This is a genomic window from Okibacterium fritillariae (assembly GCF_052783725.1).
On sequence record NZ_CP199917.1, the window covers coordinates 1,378,847 to 1,395,143 of the forward strand.

Genomic DNA, 16,297 nt, shown 5'->3' on the forward strand with positions numbered 1-16,297 from the left:
TCGAACCGTTTCGCTCGGGGGAGTGGGCGGAAACCACCGGCCACACGGTCGCATCTCCGCGGTCGCGGGGCACGAATCGCGATACTGGCTCCTGCCGCGGGTCGCAGATCGATACCGAGCTGGAGGGGCTTTCGGCATCCCTCGAAACCTGGATGCTTCGCCTCGACCGCGTCGAGCAGTCCCTCGACCTGGCTGTCGCCCGTTCGGTCGGTGCCGAGCTCCTGATCCCGGGGGACGACGACTGGCCAAGCGGCCTCGACGACCTCGGTCGGCACGCACCCTTCGTGTTGTGGGTGCGTGGCAGCTCGAGGGACCTGAACAGCGCCCGCCCCGCCGTCGCCCTGGTCGGCGCACGCGCATGTTCCGCCTACGGACAGCAGGTCGCAACGGATGCGTCGTGGCATCTCGCCCGGCGAGGAGTGACCGTCATCTCCGGCGGCGCCTACGGCATCGACGGAGCCGTGCACCGCGCTGCGATCCGTGCCGACGGGCGCACCGTGGCGTTCCTCGCCGGCGGAGTCGACAGACTGTACCCGGCCGGACACCACGCCCTTCTCGAGTCCATCATCGACAACGGTTGCCTCGCGTCGGAGGTTCCCTGCGGCACGACCCCGACGAAATGGAGGTTCCTGCAGCGAAACCGGTTGATCGCCGCGGCGAGTCAGGCCACGGCCGTGGTCGAGGCCGGCTCGCGGTCGGGATCGCTGAATACGGCCGGGCACGCGGCGCATCTCGGGCGACCACTGGGCGCCGTCCCCGGCCCGGTGAGCACCGCCCACTCGATCGGATGCCACCGGCTCCTGCGCGAATATGACGCGACGTGTGTCACCTCCGGCGACGAGATGATGCAACTCATCGAGCCCCTTCAGGCGGCGCAGTCTCCGTCATCCGGGCCTCCCGCTCCGCAGACCGATGTGGTTCCGGGGAGGGATCGTCAGGAGGATGAACGGCCGCGCGCGAGACGGCTGATCGACGCTCTGAGTGCACGCACACCGCGCCAGCCGCTCGACCTCGCTCGGCAATCAGGGCTTCCTCTGGCCGACGTGGTCGCCGAGCTCGGTTCCCTTCAGCTGCGGGGAGTCGCGAAGTCGACGGAGAAGGGATGGCTCCATATGCCGCGCAAGCACCGATGACGCCTGTGTCTCAGCCAGCCCGAACACCGTCCTCAACACCAGCGTCCAGGCCCGCCCCGTGACCCGCCAGAACACCCCGCGTCGCCCGCCCCCGCCGGAGAAACGCGTCTCGAACGGACTTCGGTCGGTGTGGCGGGCGTCGTCGACGTCGGGGCGCGGCATTCTAGAGAGATGCAGATCCGCGAATCGATGGAGCGCTACCTGGCGCACCTGGCAGACGAGAGACGTCTCTCGCCGGCCACGGTCCGCGCCTACGCCTCCGATCTCGAACAGTTGCGCGAATACTGCGACGAACACGACGCGACCGACTCCTCCGACGTGACTCTCGAACTCGGTCGTGACTGGTTGTGGCACGGTTCGCAGCGCGGGTTGAGCGCCACGACCCTCGCGCGCCGGGCGGCCGTCATCCGCGGGTGGTCGAAGTGGAACGCGGCGCACATCCCCTCGGCGGTGGATTCGAACGCTCGATTGCGCTCGCCGAAGACGGGGCGGCACCTTCCGCACGTCGTGGCAGCCGATCAGATGACCAACCTCGTCGACGTCTTGCGTGCCCGTGCCGATGACGGCGACGCGGTCGCGATTCGGGACGTCGCGATGGTCGAACTGCTCTACGCGTCGGCACTGCGCGTCTCAGAACTCGTCGGCCTGGACGCCGATGACGTCGATCTCGACCGACTGACCGCGCGGGTGACGGGCAAGGGGTCGAAGCAGCGTGTCGTGCCGTTCGGTGTTCCCGCGCAGAACGCCCTCGTCGATTACCTCACAAGAGCACGGCCCGAGCTGGTCGCGCGGGCGAAGGACCAAGGTTCTCCTGCGACGACAGGCGCAACCCACGCGGAACGCGCGCTCTTTGTCGGCGCGCGCGGGTCGCGCATCGGGGTCAAGGCCGTCTACACCGTCGTGAACCGCCTCCTCGAAACGCTGCCCGGCTTCGATGCCGGAGGCCCGCACACGCTCAGACACACCGCGGCCACCCACCTCTTAGACGGGGGAGCCGACCTCCGGTCCGTGCAAGAGATGCTCGGTCACGCATCCCTCGGCACCACCCAGATCTACACGCACGTCTCGCTCGAGCGGCTGAAGGACAGCTATCGCGGCGCCCACCCGCGCGCGTAAAGGCCCAATCCGCAACCCCTCACCCCGGCCACGCGAAATCGCCGAGGGGCACAAGGACGGCACGTCGCCTCGGCAGGAAATATGGCTCGGGGTCGACATAGTCGCCCCGCACGCGCGCTCCCACGTGAAGACATGCCGCACCGCAGTGCCCACCCTCGGCCACACGACCGACAGCCTGGCCGGACCTCACCTCATCGCCCGCCGCGACGCTGGCCGAGATGGGCTCGAAGCTCGACACCGTGCCGTCGGCATGTCTGATAGAGAGAACCCCTCGATCCACGACCATCCCCGCGAACAGGACGACGCCAGCCGCGGGCGCCACGACATCTTCACCGACCGACGTGGGGAGGTCGATGCCGCGATGGCCCGCCGAGTACTCGTCGGCCGGGCGCTCGAACGCTCGGCTCACCTCCTCCCGCCCGAGCGGCCACACCCAGCGCGCGGCAACGGGGACTGCCGCGGCGGTGCGCTCAGAGTGCGCACCCGCACCCGCACTCGCGAGACCGCGCGACAAGACCGACACGCCCGGCAGGACGACAACACAGAGCATCATCGCGACGCACCGCTTGGCACCCCGGACGTCTCTCGGAGAAGAACCCTCGCGCGGCGGCCGAACCATCACGCGAGTGGCCGCACCGCCGTCGAGCGCCGCGGATTGCCGAGGATCGCCGAGCCCCGCCGGGCCCACTCGGCGCGCCAGTCGATAGCAGGAACGCCGCCACAACGGCCCGCCCGCATTGCGCCGGGCGGGCCTGTATACCTCTCGGCCGGGCGCTGCAAGGGCCACCGACCTCGAACGAGACCGGATGCGGGGGCGTGCGTATACTTGCTGGGCCATGCTCACCAGCCTGGCCGCGTGAGCAACCGACGAGCTGCCCGCTTCGCGATCTGTGGATGACTTCCCGTCGTGTCGCCTCGGGAGAAACGGTTGTCAGCGAGCACCGACAAGACCAGAATGAAGGTCAGTTCGCCGGGCACCCCTCGGATGCCGCGAGCCCTGACTGGGGAGGTTACGAAATGTCCAACTCAACCGCGTCGAATCCGGCGCCGCCCAGTCAAGCCCAACTCACCCGCAGGGTCATCGGACTGGCGATCTCGGCCGCGGTCGGAGGCTTCCTCTTCGGCTTCGACTCGTCCGTGGTCAACGGAGCGGTCGACGCCATCCAGGGCCAGTTCAGCCTGAGCTCGGGCGTCACCAGCTTCGCCGTCGCATCCGCCCTGCTCGGCTGTGCTGCCGGTGCCTATGGAGCAGGACGCCTCGCCGACCGCTGGGGCCGCATCAAGGTCATGCTGTTAGGTGCCGGCCTCTTCTTCGTCTCGTCGATCGGCGCCGGTTTGGCCTTCGCCGCCTGGGACCTCGTGATCTGGCGTCTCGTCGGAGGCCTCGGCATCGGAATCGCCTCGGTCATCGCCCCCGCTTACATCGCCGAGATCGCGCCGCGCAAGATCCGTGGCCGACTCGCCTCCCTGCAGCAGCTCGCCATCACCCTCGGCATCTTCGCCGCCCTGCTGAGCGACGCGCTCTTCGCCAACGCCGCGGGGGGTGCGGCCAAGGAGTTCTGGTTCGGGCTCGAGGCCTGGCGCTGGATGTTCCTGGCCTGCGCGATCCCTGCCGTGATCTACGGCATCCTGGCCCTGCGCCTGCCCGAGTCGCCGCGCTATCTCGTGAGCCGCGGCAAGGAAGCCGAAGCCAAGAAGATCTTCGCGACCGTCTGGCCGTCCGACGAGGTCGACCGCGCCATGCGTGAAGCCGAGAAGTCGATCGAGGAAGACAAGATCGCCAAGAAGACGGGAACGCTGAAGGGCAACCGCTTCGGACTGGCCCCGATCGTCTGGATCGGAATCATCCTGTCGATGCTGCAGCAGCTCGTGGGCATCAACGTGATCTTCTACTACTCGACCACCCTGTGGCAGGCCGTCGGTTTCGACGAGTCGAACTCCTTCACGATCTCGGTCATCACGAGTGTCACGAACGTGGCCGTCACCATCGTCGCCATCCTGCTGGTCGACCGCGTCGGGCGCCGTCCGTTGCTCCTCATCGGCTCGGTGGGCATGACGCTGTCGCTCGCCGCCATGACGCTGGCGTTCAGCCAGGCATCCATCGTGGACGGAAAACCCGTGCTGGATGACCCGTTCGGCACCATCGCCCTCATCGGCGCCAATGTCTTCGTGATCTCGTTCGGCGTGAGCTGGGGCCCGCTCGTCTGGGTGCTGCTCGGCGAGATCTTCCCGACCCGCATCCGCGCCAAGGCGCTCGGTGTGGCGGCGGCGGCTCAGTGGCTGACCAACTTCCTCGTCACCGTCACGTTCCTGCCCCTGTCCCAGGATGTCTCGCTCACCCTCACCTATGGCATCTACGCCCTCTTCGCCCTCCTCTCGTTCTTCTTCGTCTTCTTCAAGATCCCCGAAACGAACGGTATGGAACTCGAGCAGGCCGAAACGCTCTTCGTGCGCAAAGACAAGAAGAAGTCCGCCGTTTCCTAGTCCCCGGACTGGTATGCTGATCGGAGCACCTCGCTCGTCGGGGTGACTACGCGTGCCCATTCGGCCACACCATCCATCGGTCATCACCCCCTTCTTCTCTCTCGAGTGAACAAGGGTCGATGCGGATGTCTGTGCCGGGCACCAGGATCAGTGGCCATCCGGCCAGGGATAACAACCGAGTGGCGTTCCTCAGGGGCGCCAGAATAGGAGAACGGCTCATGGCCGTCGTAACCATTCGCCAGCTGCTCGACAGCGGCGTGCACTTCGGGCACCAGACCCGCCGTTGGAACCCGAAGATGAAGCGTTTCATCTTCACCGAGCGTTCCGGCATCTACATCATCGACCTGCAGCAGTCGCTCGGCTACATCGACAAGGCCTACGACTTCGTCAAGGAGACCGTCGCCCACGGCGGCACCGTCCTCTTCGTCGGCACCAAGAAGCAGGCTCAGGAAAGCATCGCCGAGCAGGCGACGCGCGTCGGACAGCCCTACGTCAACCAGCGTTGGCTCGGTGGCCTCCTCACCAACTTCAGCACCGTGTCGAAGCGCCTCGCTCGCATGAAGGAGCTCGAGGAGCTCGACTTCGAAGATTCGTCGAAGTCCGGCTTCACCAAGAAAGAGCTGCTCATCAAGAAGCGCGAGCTCGACAAGCTTCACAAGTCGCTCGGCGGAATCCGCAACCTCACCAAGACGCCGTCGGCGCTGTGGGTTGTCGACACCAAGAAAGAGCACCTCGCGATCGACGAGGCCAAGAAGCTCGGCATCCCCGTCATCGGCATCCTCGACACCAACTGCGACCCCGACGAGGTCACCTACCCGATCCCGGGTAACGACGACGCGATCCGCTCCGTGAGCCTGCTCACGCGCATCATCGCCGACGCCGCGGCCGAGGGCCTCATCCAGCGTCACCAGAAGCCCGAAGCCGGCGAGTCCTCCGCTCCGACCGAGCCTCTCGCCGAGTGGGAGCAGGAGCTGCTCGCCCAGAGCGAAGCCGCACCGCTGCCCACCGAAGAGAACGACGCCGACGCCGAGGTTGCGGCCAAGAACGAGGCTAAGGAAGACGCCCCGGTCGAGGACCCCAAGACCCCCGAGGCCGACGCCGACACCGAGGCTCGCCTCGAAGCAGAAGCGACCGAGGCTGAGAAGCAGCCTGCCGCCGACGCTGAGTAATTTTCCCTCCTACCAGTTCCTAGAACGAGGAAGCAGATATTAATGGCAAACTTCACTGCCGCTGATGTGAAAGCGCTCCGCGACCGTCTCGGCGCGGGCATGATGGACAGCAAGAACGCACTCGTGGAAGCCGACGGCGACCTCGAGAAGGCTGTCGAGATCCTCCGCCTCAAGGGTGCCAAGTCGAACGCCAAGCGCGCCGACCGCTCCACGAGCGAGGGCCTCGTCGCCGCCAAGCAGAACGGCAACACGACCACGCTCATCGAGCTGGCCTGTGAGACCGACTTCGTGGCAAAGGGTGACAAGTTCATCAACCTGTCGCAGGTCGTTATCGACGCCGCTGTTGCCGCCGGTGCAACCACTGTCGACGAGGCTCTCGCCGCGTCGACCGGTGACAAGACGGTGGCCCAGGCCATCGACGAAGAGTCCGCCATCATCGGCGAGAAGGTGGAACTCCGCCGCCTCGCCGTCGTGACGGGTGACGACTTCGCCGTCTACCTGCACAAGACCTCGAAAGACCTGCCCCCGCAGGTCGGCGTGGTCGTCGGCTACACCGGTTCCGACGGTGACACCGCTCGTAGCATCGCCCAGCACATCGCCTTCGCCGACCCGCAGTACCTGGCTCGCGAAGACGTTCCTGCCGACGCCGTCGAGAAGGAGCGCGAGATCGTCACCGAGATCTCCCGCAACGAAGGCAAGCCCGAAGCAGCCCTGCCCAAGATCGTCGAAGGCCGCCTCGGCGCCTTCTTCAAGCAGGTCGCACTGCTCGAGCAGGACTACGCGAAAGACAACAAGGTCCAGGTGAAGAAGGTCGTGGCCGACGCAGGCCTCACCATCACCGGCTTCGTTCGTTTCAAGGTCGGGGCCTAATACCCCGAAGGAGCTCGGATTGCATTCACGCAATCCGAGCTCCTTTTTTGTGCGCACACGCCGAGACCGGCCCGCGCACACAGTAGCTTTAGTGAGAATCAGGATGAAAGGGTGCACACATGTCCGACCAGAAGAAGAAGCGCCGGGTACTGCTGAAACTGTCGGGCGAATCGTTCGGTGCAGGCGCACTCGGAGTAAACCCTGACGTCGTCGCATCCATCGCCCAGGAGATCGCCCAGGCGGCCCAAGAGGTCGAGGTGGCCATCGTGGTCGGCGGCGGAAACTTCTTCCGCGGTGCCGAGCTGTCGCAGCGCGGCATGGACCGCGGCCGTGCCGACTACATGGGCATGCTGGGCACCGTCATGAACGCCCTCGCCCTGCAGGACTTTCTCGAGCAGGCGGGCGCCGCCACGCGTGTGCAGTCCGCCATCTCGATGACACAGGTCGCCGAGCCCTACATCCCGCGCCGTGCCGAACGCCACCTCGAAAAGGGACGCGTCGTCATCTTCGGCGCCGGAGCCGGCCTGCCCTACTTCTCGACCGACACCGTCGCCGCGCAGCGCGCCCTCGAGATCGGCGCCGACGTGGTGCTCGTGGCCAAGAACGGTGTCGACGGTGTCTACTCCGACGACCCGCGCCAGAACCCCGACGCGCACAAGATCGACCACATCACTTACCAGGAGGCGCTGCAGCGCGGCCTCAAGGTCGTCGACTCGACCGCCTTCAGCCTGTGCATGGACAACAATATGCCCATGCAGGTCTTCGGCATGCAGCCGGCCGGCAACGTGACCGCCGCCATCCTCGGCGCCGGCCTCGGAACCCTGGTCCAGAACTAGCACCACCCCACCCGGGCGCCCCGGCGCCACCCGTATGTCGTCACCATCCGTTCACCCTAGAATGGTCACGACTGCACGCAACGAGAAGGAGTCCCCGTGATCGCGGATGTTCTGTCAGACACCGGCGCCCGAATGAACAAGGCCGTCGAGGTCGCCAAAGACGATTTCGCCTCGGTTCGCACGGGCCGTGCCAACCCGCAGATGTTCCAGAAGATCCAGGTGAGCTACTACGGAACGCCGACGCCCCTCGAGCAGCTCGCATCGCTGCAAAACCAGGAGGCGCGCACGCTCATCGTCACCCCCTACGACAAGTCGGCGCTCAAAGACATCGAGCAGGCCATCCGCGACACCCCCAACCTCGGAGCGAACCCCACGAACGATGGCACCATCGTGCGCGTCACGCTTCCCGAGCTGACCGAAGAGCGTCGCCGCGAATACGTGAAGATCGTGCGCGGCAAGGGTGAAGACGCCAAGGTGGCCGTGCGCAACATCCGTCGTAAGGGCAAGGACGACCTCGAGGCGTTGAAGAGCGAGGTCGGCGACGACGACGTGGCCCGCGCGGAGAAAGAGCTCGAAGCGCTCACCAAGACCCACATCGACCAGATCGACGACGCGCTGAAGCGCAAGGAAGCGGAGCTCCTCGAGGTCTGACGCCTCGTGGAACACCCGCGTCCGCCCCAGGCGGCGATATGATGACCGATCCACACGAACCCCGCCCGGGGAAGGTGCCGCGCGTTGCGGCGCGCAAACGCCTCAGCCGCGACGAACTCCAGTCGCAGCTGAAGGCGAAGCGCGCCGACATCGAGCGCCAGGTGCAGGCCACCCGCGCCCAGATCGACCAGGCCAACGAGCGCATCGAGGCCCGCACCGGGCGCAACCTGGTTCTCGCCATCGGCATCGGCCTCGTGCTCGGGGTGTTGCTGATCTCGAGCCTGATCTTCCTCAAATGGGTCTTCGTGATCTTCGCGGCGCTCATCGTCGCGATCACGACCTTCGAGCTGGTCCAGGCGCTCAACAAGTCGGGGCGCCGCATTGATGCAATACCCCAGGTCGTCTTCGGCGTGGGCATCGTGGCATCCGGCTATCTCGGAGACGGCGCGGTGCGCTGGTCGGCCCTGCTCGGGTCGATCGCTGTCGTCGTGGTCTGGCGCCTCATCGCGCAGATGGCCTCGCAGACGAGCCGTTCCGCAATCGACACAGTGGCCGATCTCGCGACCGGTGCGTTCGTGCAGATCTACGTGCCGTTCCTCGCATCCTTCGCCGTCGTGTTGGTGCGTCAGGAGGGCGGACAGTGGTGGGTGCTCGCCTTCCTCATCCTGGTCGTCTCGGTCGACACCGGCGCTTACGTTGCCGGGCTGAACTTCGGCAAACATCCGATGGCGCCGCGCATCAGCCCGAAGAAGACCTGGGAGGGATTCATCGGGGCCGGCATTGCGGCGGTCATCGCCGGTGTTCTCCTCGCGCTCTTCATGCTGCAGGTCGAGTGGTGGGTCGGAATCATCCTGGGCCTGCTGATCCTCGGCACCGCCACTATGGGAGACCTGACCGAGTCGCTGATCAAGCGTGACATGGGAGTCAAAGACATGAGCTCGTGGCTGCCCGGGCACGGCGGCATCCTCGACCGCCTCGACTCGATGCTGCCATCGGCACCCATCGCATTGGCCGTGTTCCTCATCGTCAACCTGCAAACGTCACTCGGATGACGCGGGCCACCGGCTTCGTGCCGACTCCCGTGCCCGGTAAGGCAGAATAGTCGCGTGACAACGACATTCCCGACGGCCAAACGTCGCAGCACAGGCTATGACCAGCGCGAGGTCGACGCCTTCCTCGCCCGGGCCCGCGCGGCCTACGATGCCGACGACGAGGCTGGCATGACGTCAGACGAGATCCGGCACGTGTCGTTCGGCCTCAAAAAGGGTGGATACTCGACCGCCTACGTCGACGCCGCTCTCGAGCGACTCGAGGACGCGTTCTTCCTGCGAGAGCGTGAGCGGGCCTTCGAAGAGGCCGGCAAACGTGAGTGGTTGTCATCGGCGCGTGAGACCGCCCAGGTAATTTTGAACCGGCTCGCGCGACCCGACGGAGAGCGATTCTCGCGCGTGAGCATCCTTTCGAAGGGTTACCGCCGCTCCGAGGTCGACGCACTGGCCGAGCGCCTCATCGCCTACTTCGAAGAGGGAAAACCGGTCAATATCGAGCAGGTTCGCACGGTCGCTTTCTCGGCTCAACGGGGTGGATATCGCGAGTCCCAGGTCGACCTTCTGCTCGACAGTGTGGTCGAAGTGATGCTGGCGGTTCGCTGAGCGGAGCCCCCTCGGGTGGCTAATACACGACATCTCGGCTAAAATCGGATGATCGTGGGTAAGCATGTAGTGAATCTTCCAGCATCCAAGCCGACTCGAGGCACTCGAGCGGCGTTCCACAGACCTCGATCACGGTCGCGCATCGCACTCTTCGCGTTCGCATTTGCCGCGGCATCCGGGGTCGTCATGGTCAACGTGGTAGACCCGACGGCAGGCGCTATCGCCTCCCCGTATTACCAGCCGGCCGGGCAACGGTTCGACGGCGAGGCCGCTCAGACCGTGGCTGTCGCTGGCGGCTATGAGACCGGTTTCGACCGCGACGGCTACGAGGTCGTCCTGGCTCCGAAGCCGACTCCGACTCCGACGCCCGTGGCAGAGACGCCCGCAACCGGAACGGCCACCAAGAAGGCCGCCTCGGGTTCCGGTGTAGCTCCCGTTGCCGCGGCCCCCGACCCGGGCTCGGCCAAGGCCATCGCGCGCGACATGCTCGCCGCGCGCGGCATGGGTGACGACCAGTACTCCTGCCTCGTCTCCCTCTGGAACAAGGAGTCCGGCTGGCGCGTCAACGCGAACAACGGCTCGTCGGGCGCCTACGGAATTCCGCAGGCCCTCCCCGGCAGCAAGATGGCCACGGCGGGTGCCGACTGGCAGACCAACCCGGCCACGCAGATCACGTGGGGTCTCGGCTACATCACGGGGCGCTACGGCAGCCCGTGCGGCGCCTGGGCTCACTCGCAGGCCATGAACTGGTACTAAGAACGCTGAACCACTCACGCGGGGGTCGCATCTTCGGATGCGGCCCCTTCGTTGTTCCCTAGGATGGTTTCATGCCCAGAAGCAATCGGCCCCGCGGGCGCAAACCCTCGAACAACGATGAAGATCTCTCATATCTGATGTCGGGCTGGCGGCGCACCGAAACGCGTCGCGGTCGCGAATGGAACGTACAGCCCGTGTCGGCGACGCAGGCCGCGAAGGTCTACATCTGCCCCGGGTGCCAGCTCGGCATCAATGTGGGTGTGGCCCACCTGGTCGCCTGGCGCGCGGACGGGGTCATGGGCGACGAGGCCGATCTGGCTGCACGACGTCATTGGCACCTGCACTGCTGGAACATCGCCTGAGCCCTCCCTCGGCGGCGAGAACGACGGTGTGACACACGAGGAACACGATGAACGACAGGATGAGCATGAGCGACGAGATCGAGATCCGGGGGAGCGTCGAGCTTCCGGCACGGCGGCAAGACGTGGAGTTGCACACCGACGATGGGCTCACGCTCGTCGGTGAGCTCGCGCTGCCCGAACACGGAGATCCGGTCGCGACGCTCGTGACGCTGCATCCGCTGCCCACCCACGGCGGGTTCATGGACTCGCACATTCTGCGCAAGGCCGCCGCGCGACTGCCCGCACTGGCGCAACTGGCCGTGCTGCGTTTCAACACGCGGGGCACGACGTCTCCACGGGGGACCAGCGAGGGTGCCTTCGAGCAGGGCATCGGCGAAGAGGCGGATGTGCGCGCGGCGATGGACCTGGTCACGCAGTTCTCGCTGCCGCATCCGTGGCTCGTGGGGTGGTCGTTCGGCACCGAGTTGGCGCTGAAGTATGGCCGCCAGCACGACGTCGATGGAGCCATCCTGCTGTCGCCGCCCCTGCATCGCGCCTCAGCCGACGAGGTTGCCGCCTGGCAGGGCGACCCACGCAAACTCATCGCGTTGATCCCCGAATTCGACGAATACCTGCGCCCGGATGCCGCGGCCGAACGATTCGCGTCCGTTCCCGATATGACGCTCATCCCCGTGGCCGGCGGTAAGCACCTGTGGGTGGGGGAGTCTCAGACCCGCACCGTGCTGACCGAGATCGTGCGCGCCGTGAACCCCGAGGCGTTGCCGCTGCCGACCGTCTGGAACGGCTGACGGCTGACGGCTCACGGCTGATGGCTCACGGCTGATGGCTGACGGGTCACGGCTGATGGCTCACGTCTGACGACTCACGTCCGACGACTCACCGCGAACGGCTGGCGGGATGACGCCCGAGCCTGAGGACGGTCGCCTGACGCCTCAGACTGCGTGACGCCCCTAGAGCTCGTTCTGGCGCGGGATGAGGACCTGCTTGATGATGAGCAGGATCGACGCGGCGGTCGGGATGGCGATGAGCGCGCCGAGGAGGCCGAGCAACGAGCCACCGGCCAGGGCCGCGATGACGACGACCGCTCCGGGCACGGCGACGGCACGGCTCATGATGCGCGGGCTCAAGACATACGCCTCGATCTGCATGTAGACGAGGTAGTAGATGGCGGCGACGATGGCCGTGGACACGCCTCCGAGGCCTGGGATGAGGCACGTGAGCGTAATGATGATGGAGCCCGTGAGCGTTCCGACGAGCGGGATGAGCGAGAACGAGAACGCGACGACCGCGAGCACGGCGGGGAACGGCGCCTGGATGATCGACAGGAAGATGAACGACAGCACGCCGTTGATGGCGGCCGTCGAGGCCTGACCGATGACATAGCGACCGACCGAAGACGTGATCTGCTCGGAGAGATCGGCGAAGTTGGCGCGCTTCGACGCGGGCACCAGCTGGTACATGCCGCGCTTCATCGAGGGCAGCGAAGCCGTGAAGTACAGGGTGAGGATGAGGACGATTAGCACGCCGAAGAGTGCCGAACCGACACCGACGACGAACGCCAGCAGGCCGCCGGTGAGGTTGGCGACGCTGTTGACGTCGCTGAAGAACTTGCCGACCTCGCCGATGATGTTGTCGACCGGCACCCAGGGGAACTGCGCCTTGATGTACTCGACGAGACTCAGGTCGCCGATCTGCTGCTGGATGGTGGGGACGAGCTTGACGAGCTTCGTGATCTGTTCGGCGATGATGGGCACGAGCATCCACACGAGGCCGGCGACGAGGACGACGACGCCCAGGACGACGATGAGCACGGCGGACCAGCGCGGCAGGTGCTTCTTCTCGAGCCATCCGACGATGGGTTCGAGGCCGAGGGCGATGAAGAGGGCCGCGCCGATATAGATCAGGATGGTCTGCAGCGAGATGATCGACGTGATGATCAGCAGGCCGAGGCCGACGCCGAGCGTCGCGACCAGGCCGAACCGGAACGGATTCTGAATCTTCATGGGTGCCCCTTCGGCGCGAACGGCCGAAGAGACCCCGGCCGCAATATCGCTTCATCGTAGCGCGCGGCACGAGGAGGTCATGCGCAGAACGGACCCCGTTGCGTATGTGCCTCCGCTCACTTTCTAGACGCCTCTCAGACTGTGCCGCTAGTCTGGAATGTCTGTGTTCGTCGCCGTCCGCCCGTCACGAACCCCTGTCGACGGGTGCGAGAACCCCCGCAACGGCGACCCAGGAGGAGATTTCGTGCGATTCGTACTCGCTATAGCCGCGTTCGTCGTGGCCGCCGCCATGATCATCACGGGCATCGCTCAGCGCACCGTGTTCCTGGGTCCGCCGACCCAGACGGTCGATGTGAAGGTGTCGGGCGAGCTGCCCTACACGGTCATCGACGGCACCACGCTGAACGCCAACCCGGGTCAGCAGACGGTGACGCTGGCCGGCTCGTCGAAGGCCTATCTGGCCTACGGCCGCACGAGCGACGTGAAGGCCTGGCTGGGGGAGTCGAAGTACAACCTGCTCACGCTCGACGACGAGAACAAGCTCGTGTCCGACGTCGTGACGCCGAAGCCCGCCGAGACATCGACCGGTTCGAACTCGGGGGATGAAGCATCCACCGATGCCGATGCGACGTCCGATGTCACCGACCCCGCCGGGAGCGACCTGTGGCTCGGCGAGTTCACCGAAGACCGCGCATTGATCGCACCCATGAGCGTGCCCGACGACGTCAGCGTGCTGATTGCTTCGGATGGCTCGGCGCCCGCCCCCTCGACCGTCAAACTCTCCTGGCCGCTCGACAACGCCACACCGTGGGCCGGCCCGCTGATCGTCGGCGGAATCATCCTGCTGGCCGTCGGCCTCGTGCTCTACCTGCTGGGCCTGCGCCACATGCGCCGCTCGCGGGGCCCGCGCCGCAAGTCGCTGCCGCCCCTCGACGACCAGAAGAGGCTGCCGCGCGCTCCCAAGGCTCGGCGGCCCAAGGCCGCACGTCGCAATGCCCTGATCGCCGTCGTCCCGGTCGCCCTCGTCTCGTCGCTGGCCCTCAGCGGGTGCAGCCCGAGCTTCTGGCCGCAGTTGCCGGCCCAGAGTCCCACCCCGACCAGCACCTCGACCGATGCGGCCGCCACGGATGACAGCCAACCCGCGCCCGTCGTCAGCGTGCCGCAGATCGAGCGCATCGTCTCGAAGATCTCGGCCGTCGTGGCCGACGCCGACGAGCAGAAGAGCGCCGATGTCGCAGCCACGCGCCTGACCGGGCCCGCGCTCGACGAGCGCAAAGCGAACTACCAGATCCGTTCGAAGAACGCCGATGCGCAGGCGACGGCCGCGATCCCCGCGTCGCCCATCACGCTGACGCTGCCCCAGGCATCCGACACGTGGCCGCGCACCGTGATGACCGTCATCCAGGACGCCGACGACACGAGCGTCGCTCCGACGCTGCTCGTGCTGACGCAGGAGACGCCGCGCGCCAACTATCTCATCGACTACTCGGTGCGGCTCGAGCCCCAGGCCCAGATTCCGGATGTCGCGCCCGCCACCATCGGCGCCTCGCAGATTCCGCCGGACTCGAGCTTCCTGCTGCTCGCCCCCGACAAGATCGCCGAGGCCTATGCCGACGTGCTCGCCAACGGGGATAGCTCTCAGTACGCCGCCCAGTTCGCCGCCGAGGGTGACACGCTGCGCACCCAGGTGTCGGAAGACCGCGAGAAGAAGAAGGCCGACCTGCCCGATACGGCGTCGATCGAGTTCGCCACGAAGGCGGGCTCCGGCCCAGCGCTGGCTCTCGCGACGAACGACTCGGGCGCCATCATCGCCGTCAACGTGACCGACTCCGAAACCGTCAAGCCGGTCGAAGAGGGCGCGAGCGTGAAGACATCCGGAGCTGTCGCGTCCCTGAGCGGTCTCACCGAGACGAAGAAGGGTGTCACGAGCACCTATGGCGACCAGCTGCTGTTCTACGTGCCGCCGACCGGGAGCACCGAGAAGATCCGCCTGCTCGGCTTCAGCCAGGGGCTCGTGAGCGCCACCGAACTGCCGTAAGCAGCGCATCGTCATTCACCGTTTGTCATCACTGGAGGATCTGTAAGACATGGCCAATCTCGATGTGAACCCTGCCGCTCTGCGCGGAGCCGTCGACCTGTCGGGGCTCGTCAACCGGGCGAACGCTCAGGCGGCCGCACAGGCCACGGGCGCGACGAACGGTGCCGGGGCCGCCACGACGGGTGCGGGGGCTCCCACGGGCGCCGCAGGGCAGGCAGCGTCGGGCGGCACTGCCGTGGCGGGCCAGCCCGGTGCCGCTGGCGCCGCTGGTGCCGTCATCGAGCTGCCCGGGCTCGTCTTCGATGGAACCGACGAGAACTTCACCCAGTTCCTCGACCTGTCGGCTCAGGTTCCCGTCATCGTCGACCTGTGGGCCGAGTGGTGCCAGCCGTGCAAGCAGCTGTCACCCATTCTCGACAAGCTCGTCGCCGAATTCGGCGGCCGGTTCGTGCTCGTCAAGGTCGACGTCGACCAGAACCCCCAGCTGACGCAGGCGTTCCAGGCACAGTCCATCCCGACCGTCGCCGCCGTCATCGGCGGGCGCCCGCTGCAGCTGTTCCAGGGCGCCATCCCCGAGCCCCAGGTGCGCCAGGTGTTCGAGCAGGTTCTCGAGGCTGCCGCGCAGAGCGGTGTCTCGGGTTCGGTCACCGTCGTGGGTGCCGCCGAGGGTGGCGCGGATGCCGCAGCCGCCCCCGAGGAACCGCCGCTGCCGCCGCTGCACCAGGAGGCCTACGACGCGATCGACCAGGGCGACTACCCGGCCGCCATCCGCGCCTACGAGAAGGCCATCGCGCAGAACCCCACCGACAAGATGGCGCACGCCGGTCTCGCCCAGGTGAGCCTGCTGCACCGTTTGAACGGCAAGACGCTCGACGAGATCCGCTCGGCCGCCGCGCAGAACCCCGACGACCTCGGCGCCCAGCTCGACGTCGCCGACCTCGACCTCTCGGGTGGGCATGTCGAGGATGCCTTCGACCGTCTGCTCACGCTCTTCCCCGAGCAGGATGCCGACGGGAAGAATACCGTCCGCGCGCGTTTGCTGCAGTTGTTCGAGGTCGTCGGGCTCGACGACCCGAGGGTCGCGATTGCGCGAGGACGCCTCACCAACCTGCTGTTCTAGACATTCGGTGAGGCGGCTCGCGATACGCCGCCGCCTACCGCGTCACGCTACGGCACGCTCGTTTTATGTCGCGCGCTCGACACACGAAACGGCCGGGAGAAGGATTC

Annotated in this window: 16 protein-coding genes; 14 read left to right on the forward strand and 2 right to left on the reverse strand. The window is 66.5% G+C overall.

The features are described from left to right. The first annotated feature begins 152 nt into the window (after window positions 1-152). Both dprA and ACUWEX_RS06500 read left to right on the forward strand, forming a co-directional pair. Window positions 153-1,133 carry a DNA-processing protein DprA gene (gene dprA, locus ACUWEX_RS06495; RefSeq protein ID WP_445997480.1) on the forward strand — a complete coding sequence of 327 codons (981 nt, stop codon included), beginning with the start codon at window positions 153-155 and terminating at the stop codon, window positions 1,131-1,133. A gap of 171 nt (window positions 1,134-1,304) precedes the next feature. Beyond that, window positions 1,305-2,249 (forward strand): tyrosine-type recombinase/integrase, encoded by a 945-nt coding sequence (locus ACUWEX_RS06500; protein WP_445997481.1) that lies wholly within the window; start codon window positions 1,305-1,307, stop codon window positions 2,247-2,249. A 19-nt stretch (window positions 2,250-2,268) separates the two neighbouring features. Here ACUWEX_RS06500 and ACUWEX_RS06505 read toward each other — a convergent pair whose 3' ends face one another. Beyond that, window positions 2,269-2,802 (reverse strand): murein hydrolase activator EnvC family protein, encoded by a 534-nt coding sequence (locus tag ACUWEX_RS06505; RefSeq protein WP_445997482.1) that lies wholly within the window; start codon window positions 2,800-2,802, stop codon window positions 2,269-2,271. Window positions 2,803-3,266: 464 nt separating this feature from the next. Between ACUWEX_RS06505 and ACUWEX_RS06510 the strand changes: the two genes are divergently transcribed. From ACUWEX_RS06510 to ACUWEX_RS06555, 10 genes are all read left to right on the forward strand, one after another. Beyond that, complete coding sequence (locus ACUWEX_RS06510; RefSeq protein WP_079727361.1) at window positions 3,267-4,733, forward strand: sugar porter family MFS transporter; 1,467 nt, start codon at window positions 3,267-3,269, stop codon at window positions 4,731-4,733. Window positions 4,734-4,951: 218 nt separating this feature from the next. Continuing rightward, window positions 4,952-5,902: a 30S ribosomal protein S2 gene (gene rpsB / locus ACUWEX_RS06515; RefSeq protein WP_079727362.1), complete on the forward strand. Its 951-nt coding sequence runs from the start codon at window positions 4,952-4,954 to the stop codon at window positions 5,900-5,902. A gap of 42 nt (window positions 5,903-5,944) precedes the next feature. After that, entirely contained in the window at window positions 5,945-6,772 is an 828-nt protein-coding gene (gene tsf, locus ACUWEX_RS06520; RefSeq protein WP_445997483.1) for a translation elongation factor Ts, read from the forward strand. A gap of 119 nt (window positions 6,773-6,891) precedes the next feature. Further along, window positions 6,892-7,608 (forward strand): UMP kinase, encoded by a 717-nt coding sequence (pyrH, locus tag ACUWEX_RS06525; protein WP_077053409.1) that lies wholly within the window; start codon window positions 6,892-6,894, stop codon window positions 7,606-7,608. A 96-nt stretch (window positions 7,609-7,704) separates the two neighbouring features. Next, window positions 7,705-8,259 carry a ribosome recycling factor gene (gene frr / locus ACUWEX_RS06530; protein ID WP_079727364.1) on the forward strand — a complete coding sequence of 185 codons (555 nt, stop codon included), beginning with the start codon at window positions 7,705-7,707 and terminating at the stop codon, window positions 8,257-8,259. Window positions 8,260-8,297: 38 nt separating this feature from the next. Further along, entirely contained in the window at window positions 8,298-9,311 is a 1,014-nt protein-coding gene (locus tag ACUWEX_RS06535; protein WP_445997484.1) for a phosphatidate cytidylyltransferase, read from the forward strand. A 54-nt stretch (window positions 9,312-9,365) separates the two neighbouring features. Then, the gene (locus tag ACUWEX_RS06540) at window positions 9,366-9,911 is read left to right on the forward strand and encodes a DivIVA domain-containing protein (RefSeq protein ID WP_079727366.1); all 546 of its coding nucleotides are present in this window, start codon (window positions 9,366-9,368) and stop codon (window positions 9,909-9,911) included. A 186-nt stretch (window positions 9,912-10,097) separates the two neighbouring features. Beyond that, window positions 10,098-10,667 carry an aggregation-promoting factor C-terminal-like domain-containing protein gene (locus tag ACUWEX_RS06545; protein ID WP_445997485.1) on the forward strand — a complete coding sequence of 190 codons (570 nt, stop codon included), beginning with the start codon at window positions 10,098-10,100 and terminating at the stop codon, window positions 10,665-10,667. 71 nt (window positions 10,668-10,738) lie between these two features. Then, window positions 10,739-11,029: a hypothetical protein gene (locus tag ACUWEX_RS06550; protein WP_079727367.1), complete on the forward strand. Its 291-nt coding sequence runs from the start codon at window positions 10,739-10,741 to the stop codon at window positions 11,027-11,029. Between the two features lie 65 nt (window positions 11,030-11,094). Beyond that, window positions 11,095-11,817 carry an alpha/beta hydrolase gene (locus ACUWEX_RS06555; protein WP_200811492.1) on the forward strand — a complete coding sequence of 241 codons (723 nt, stop codon included), beginning with the start codon at window positions 11,095-11,097 and terminating at the stop codon, window positions 11,815-11,817. 162 nt (window positions 11,818-11,979) lie between these two features. Here the strand turns inward: ACUWEX_RS06555 and ACUWEX_RS06560 are convergent, their stop codons facing one another. Continuing rightward, on the reverse strand, window positions 11,980-13,032 hold the full coding sequence (locus tag ACUWEX_RS06560) for an AI-2E family transporter (protein ID WP_079727368.1): 1,053 nt from the start codon (window positions 13,030-13,032) through the stop codon (window positions 11,980-11,982). A gap of 244 nt (window positions 13,033-13,276) precedes the next feature. Here ACUWEX_RS06560 and ACUWEX_RS06565 point away from each other — a divergent pair, with 244 nt between their 5' ends. Together ACUWEX_RS06565 and ACUWEX_RS06570 are read left to right on the forward strand one after the other, a co-directional pair. Beyond that, a complete protein-coding gene (locus ACUWEX_RS06565; RefSeq protein WP_445997486.1) occupies window positions 13,277-15,070 on the forward strand; it encodes a hypothetical protein in 1,794 nt (597 codons plus the stop codon). A gap of 49 nt (window positions 15,071-15,119) precedes the next feature. Further along, window positions 15,120-16,190: a tetratricopeptide repeat protein gene (locus ACUWEX_RS06570; RefSeq protein ID WP_445997487.1), complete on the forward strand. Its 1,071-nt coding sequence runs from the start codon at window positions 15,120-15,122 to the stop codon at window positions 16,188-16,190. Window positions 16,191-16,297: the final 107 nt, after the last annotated feature.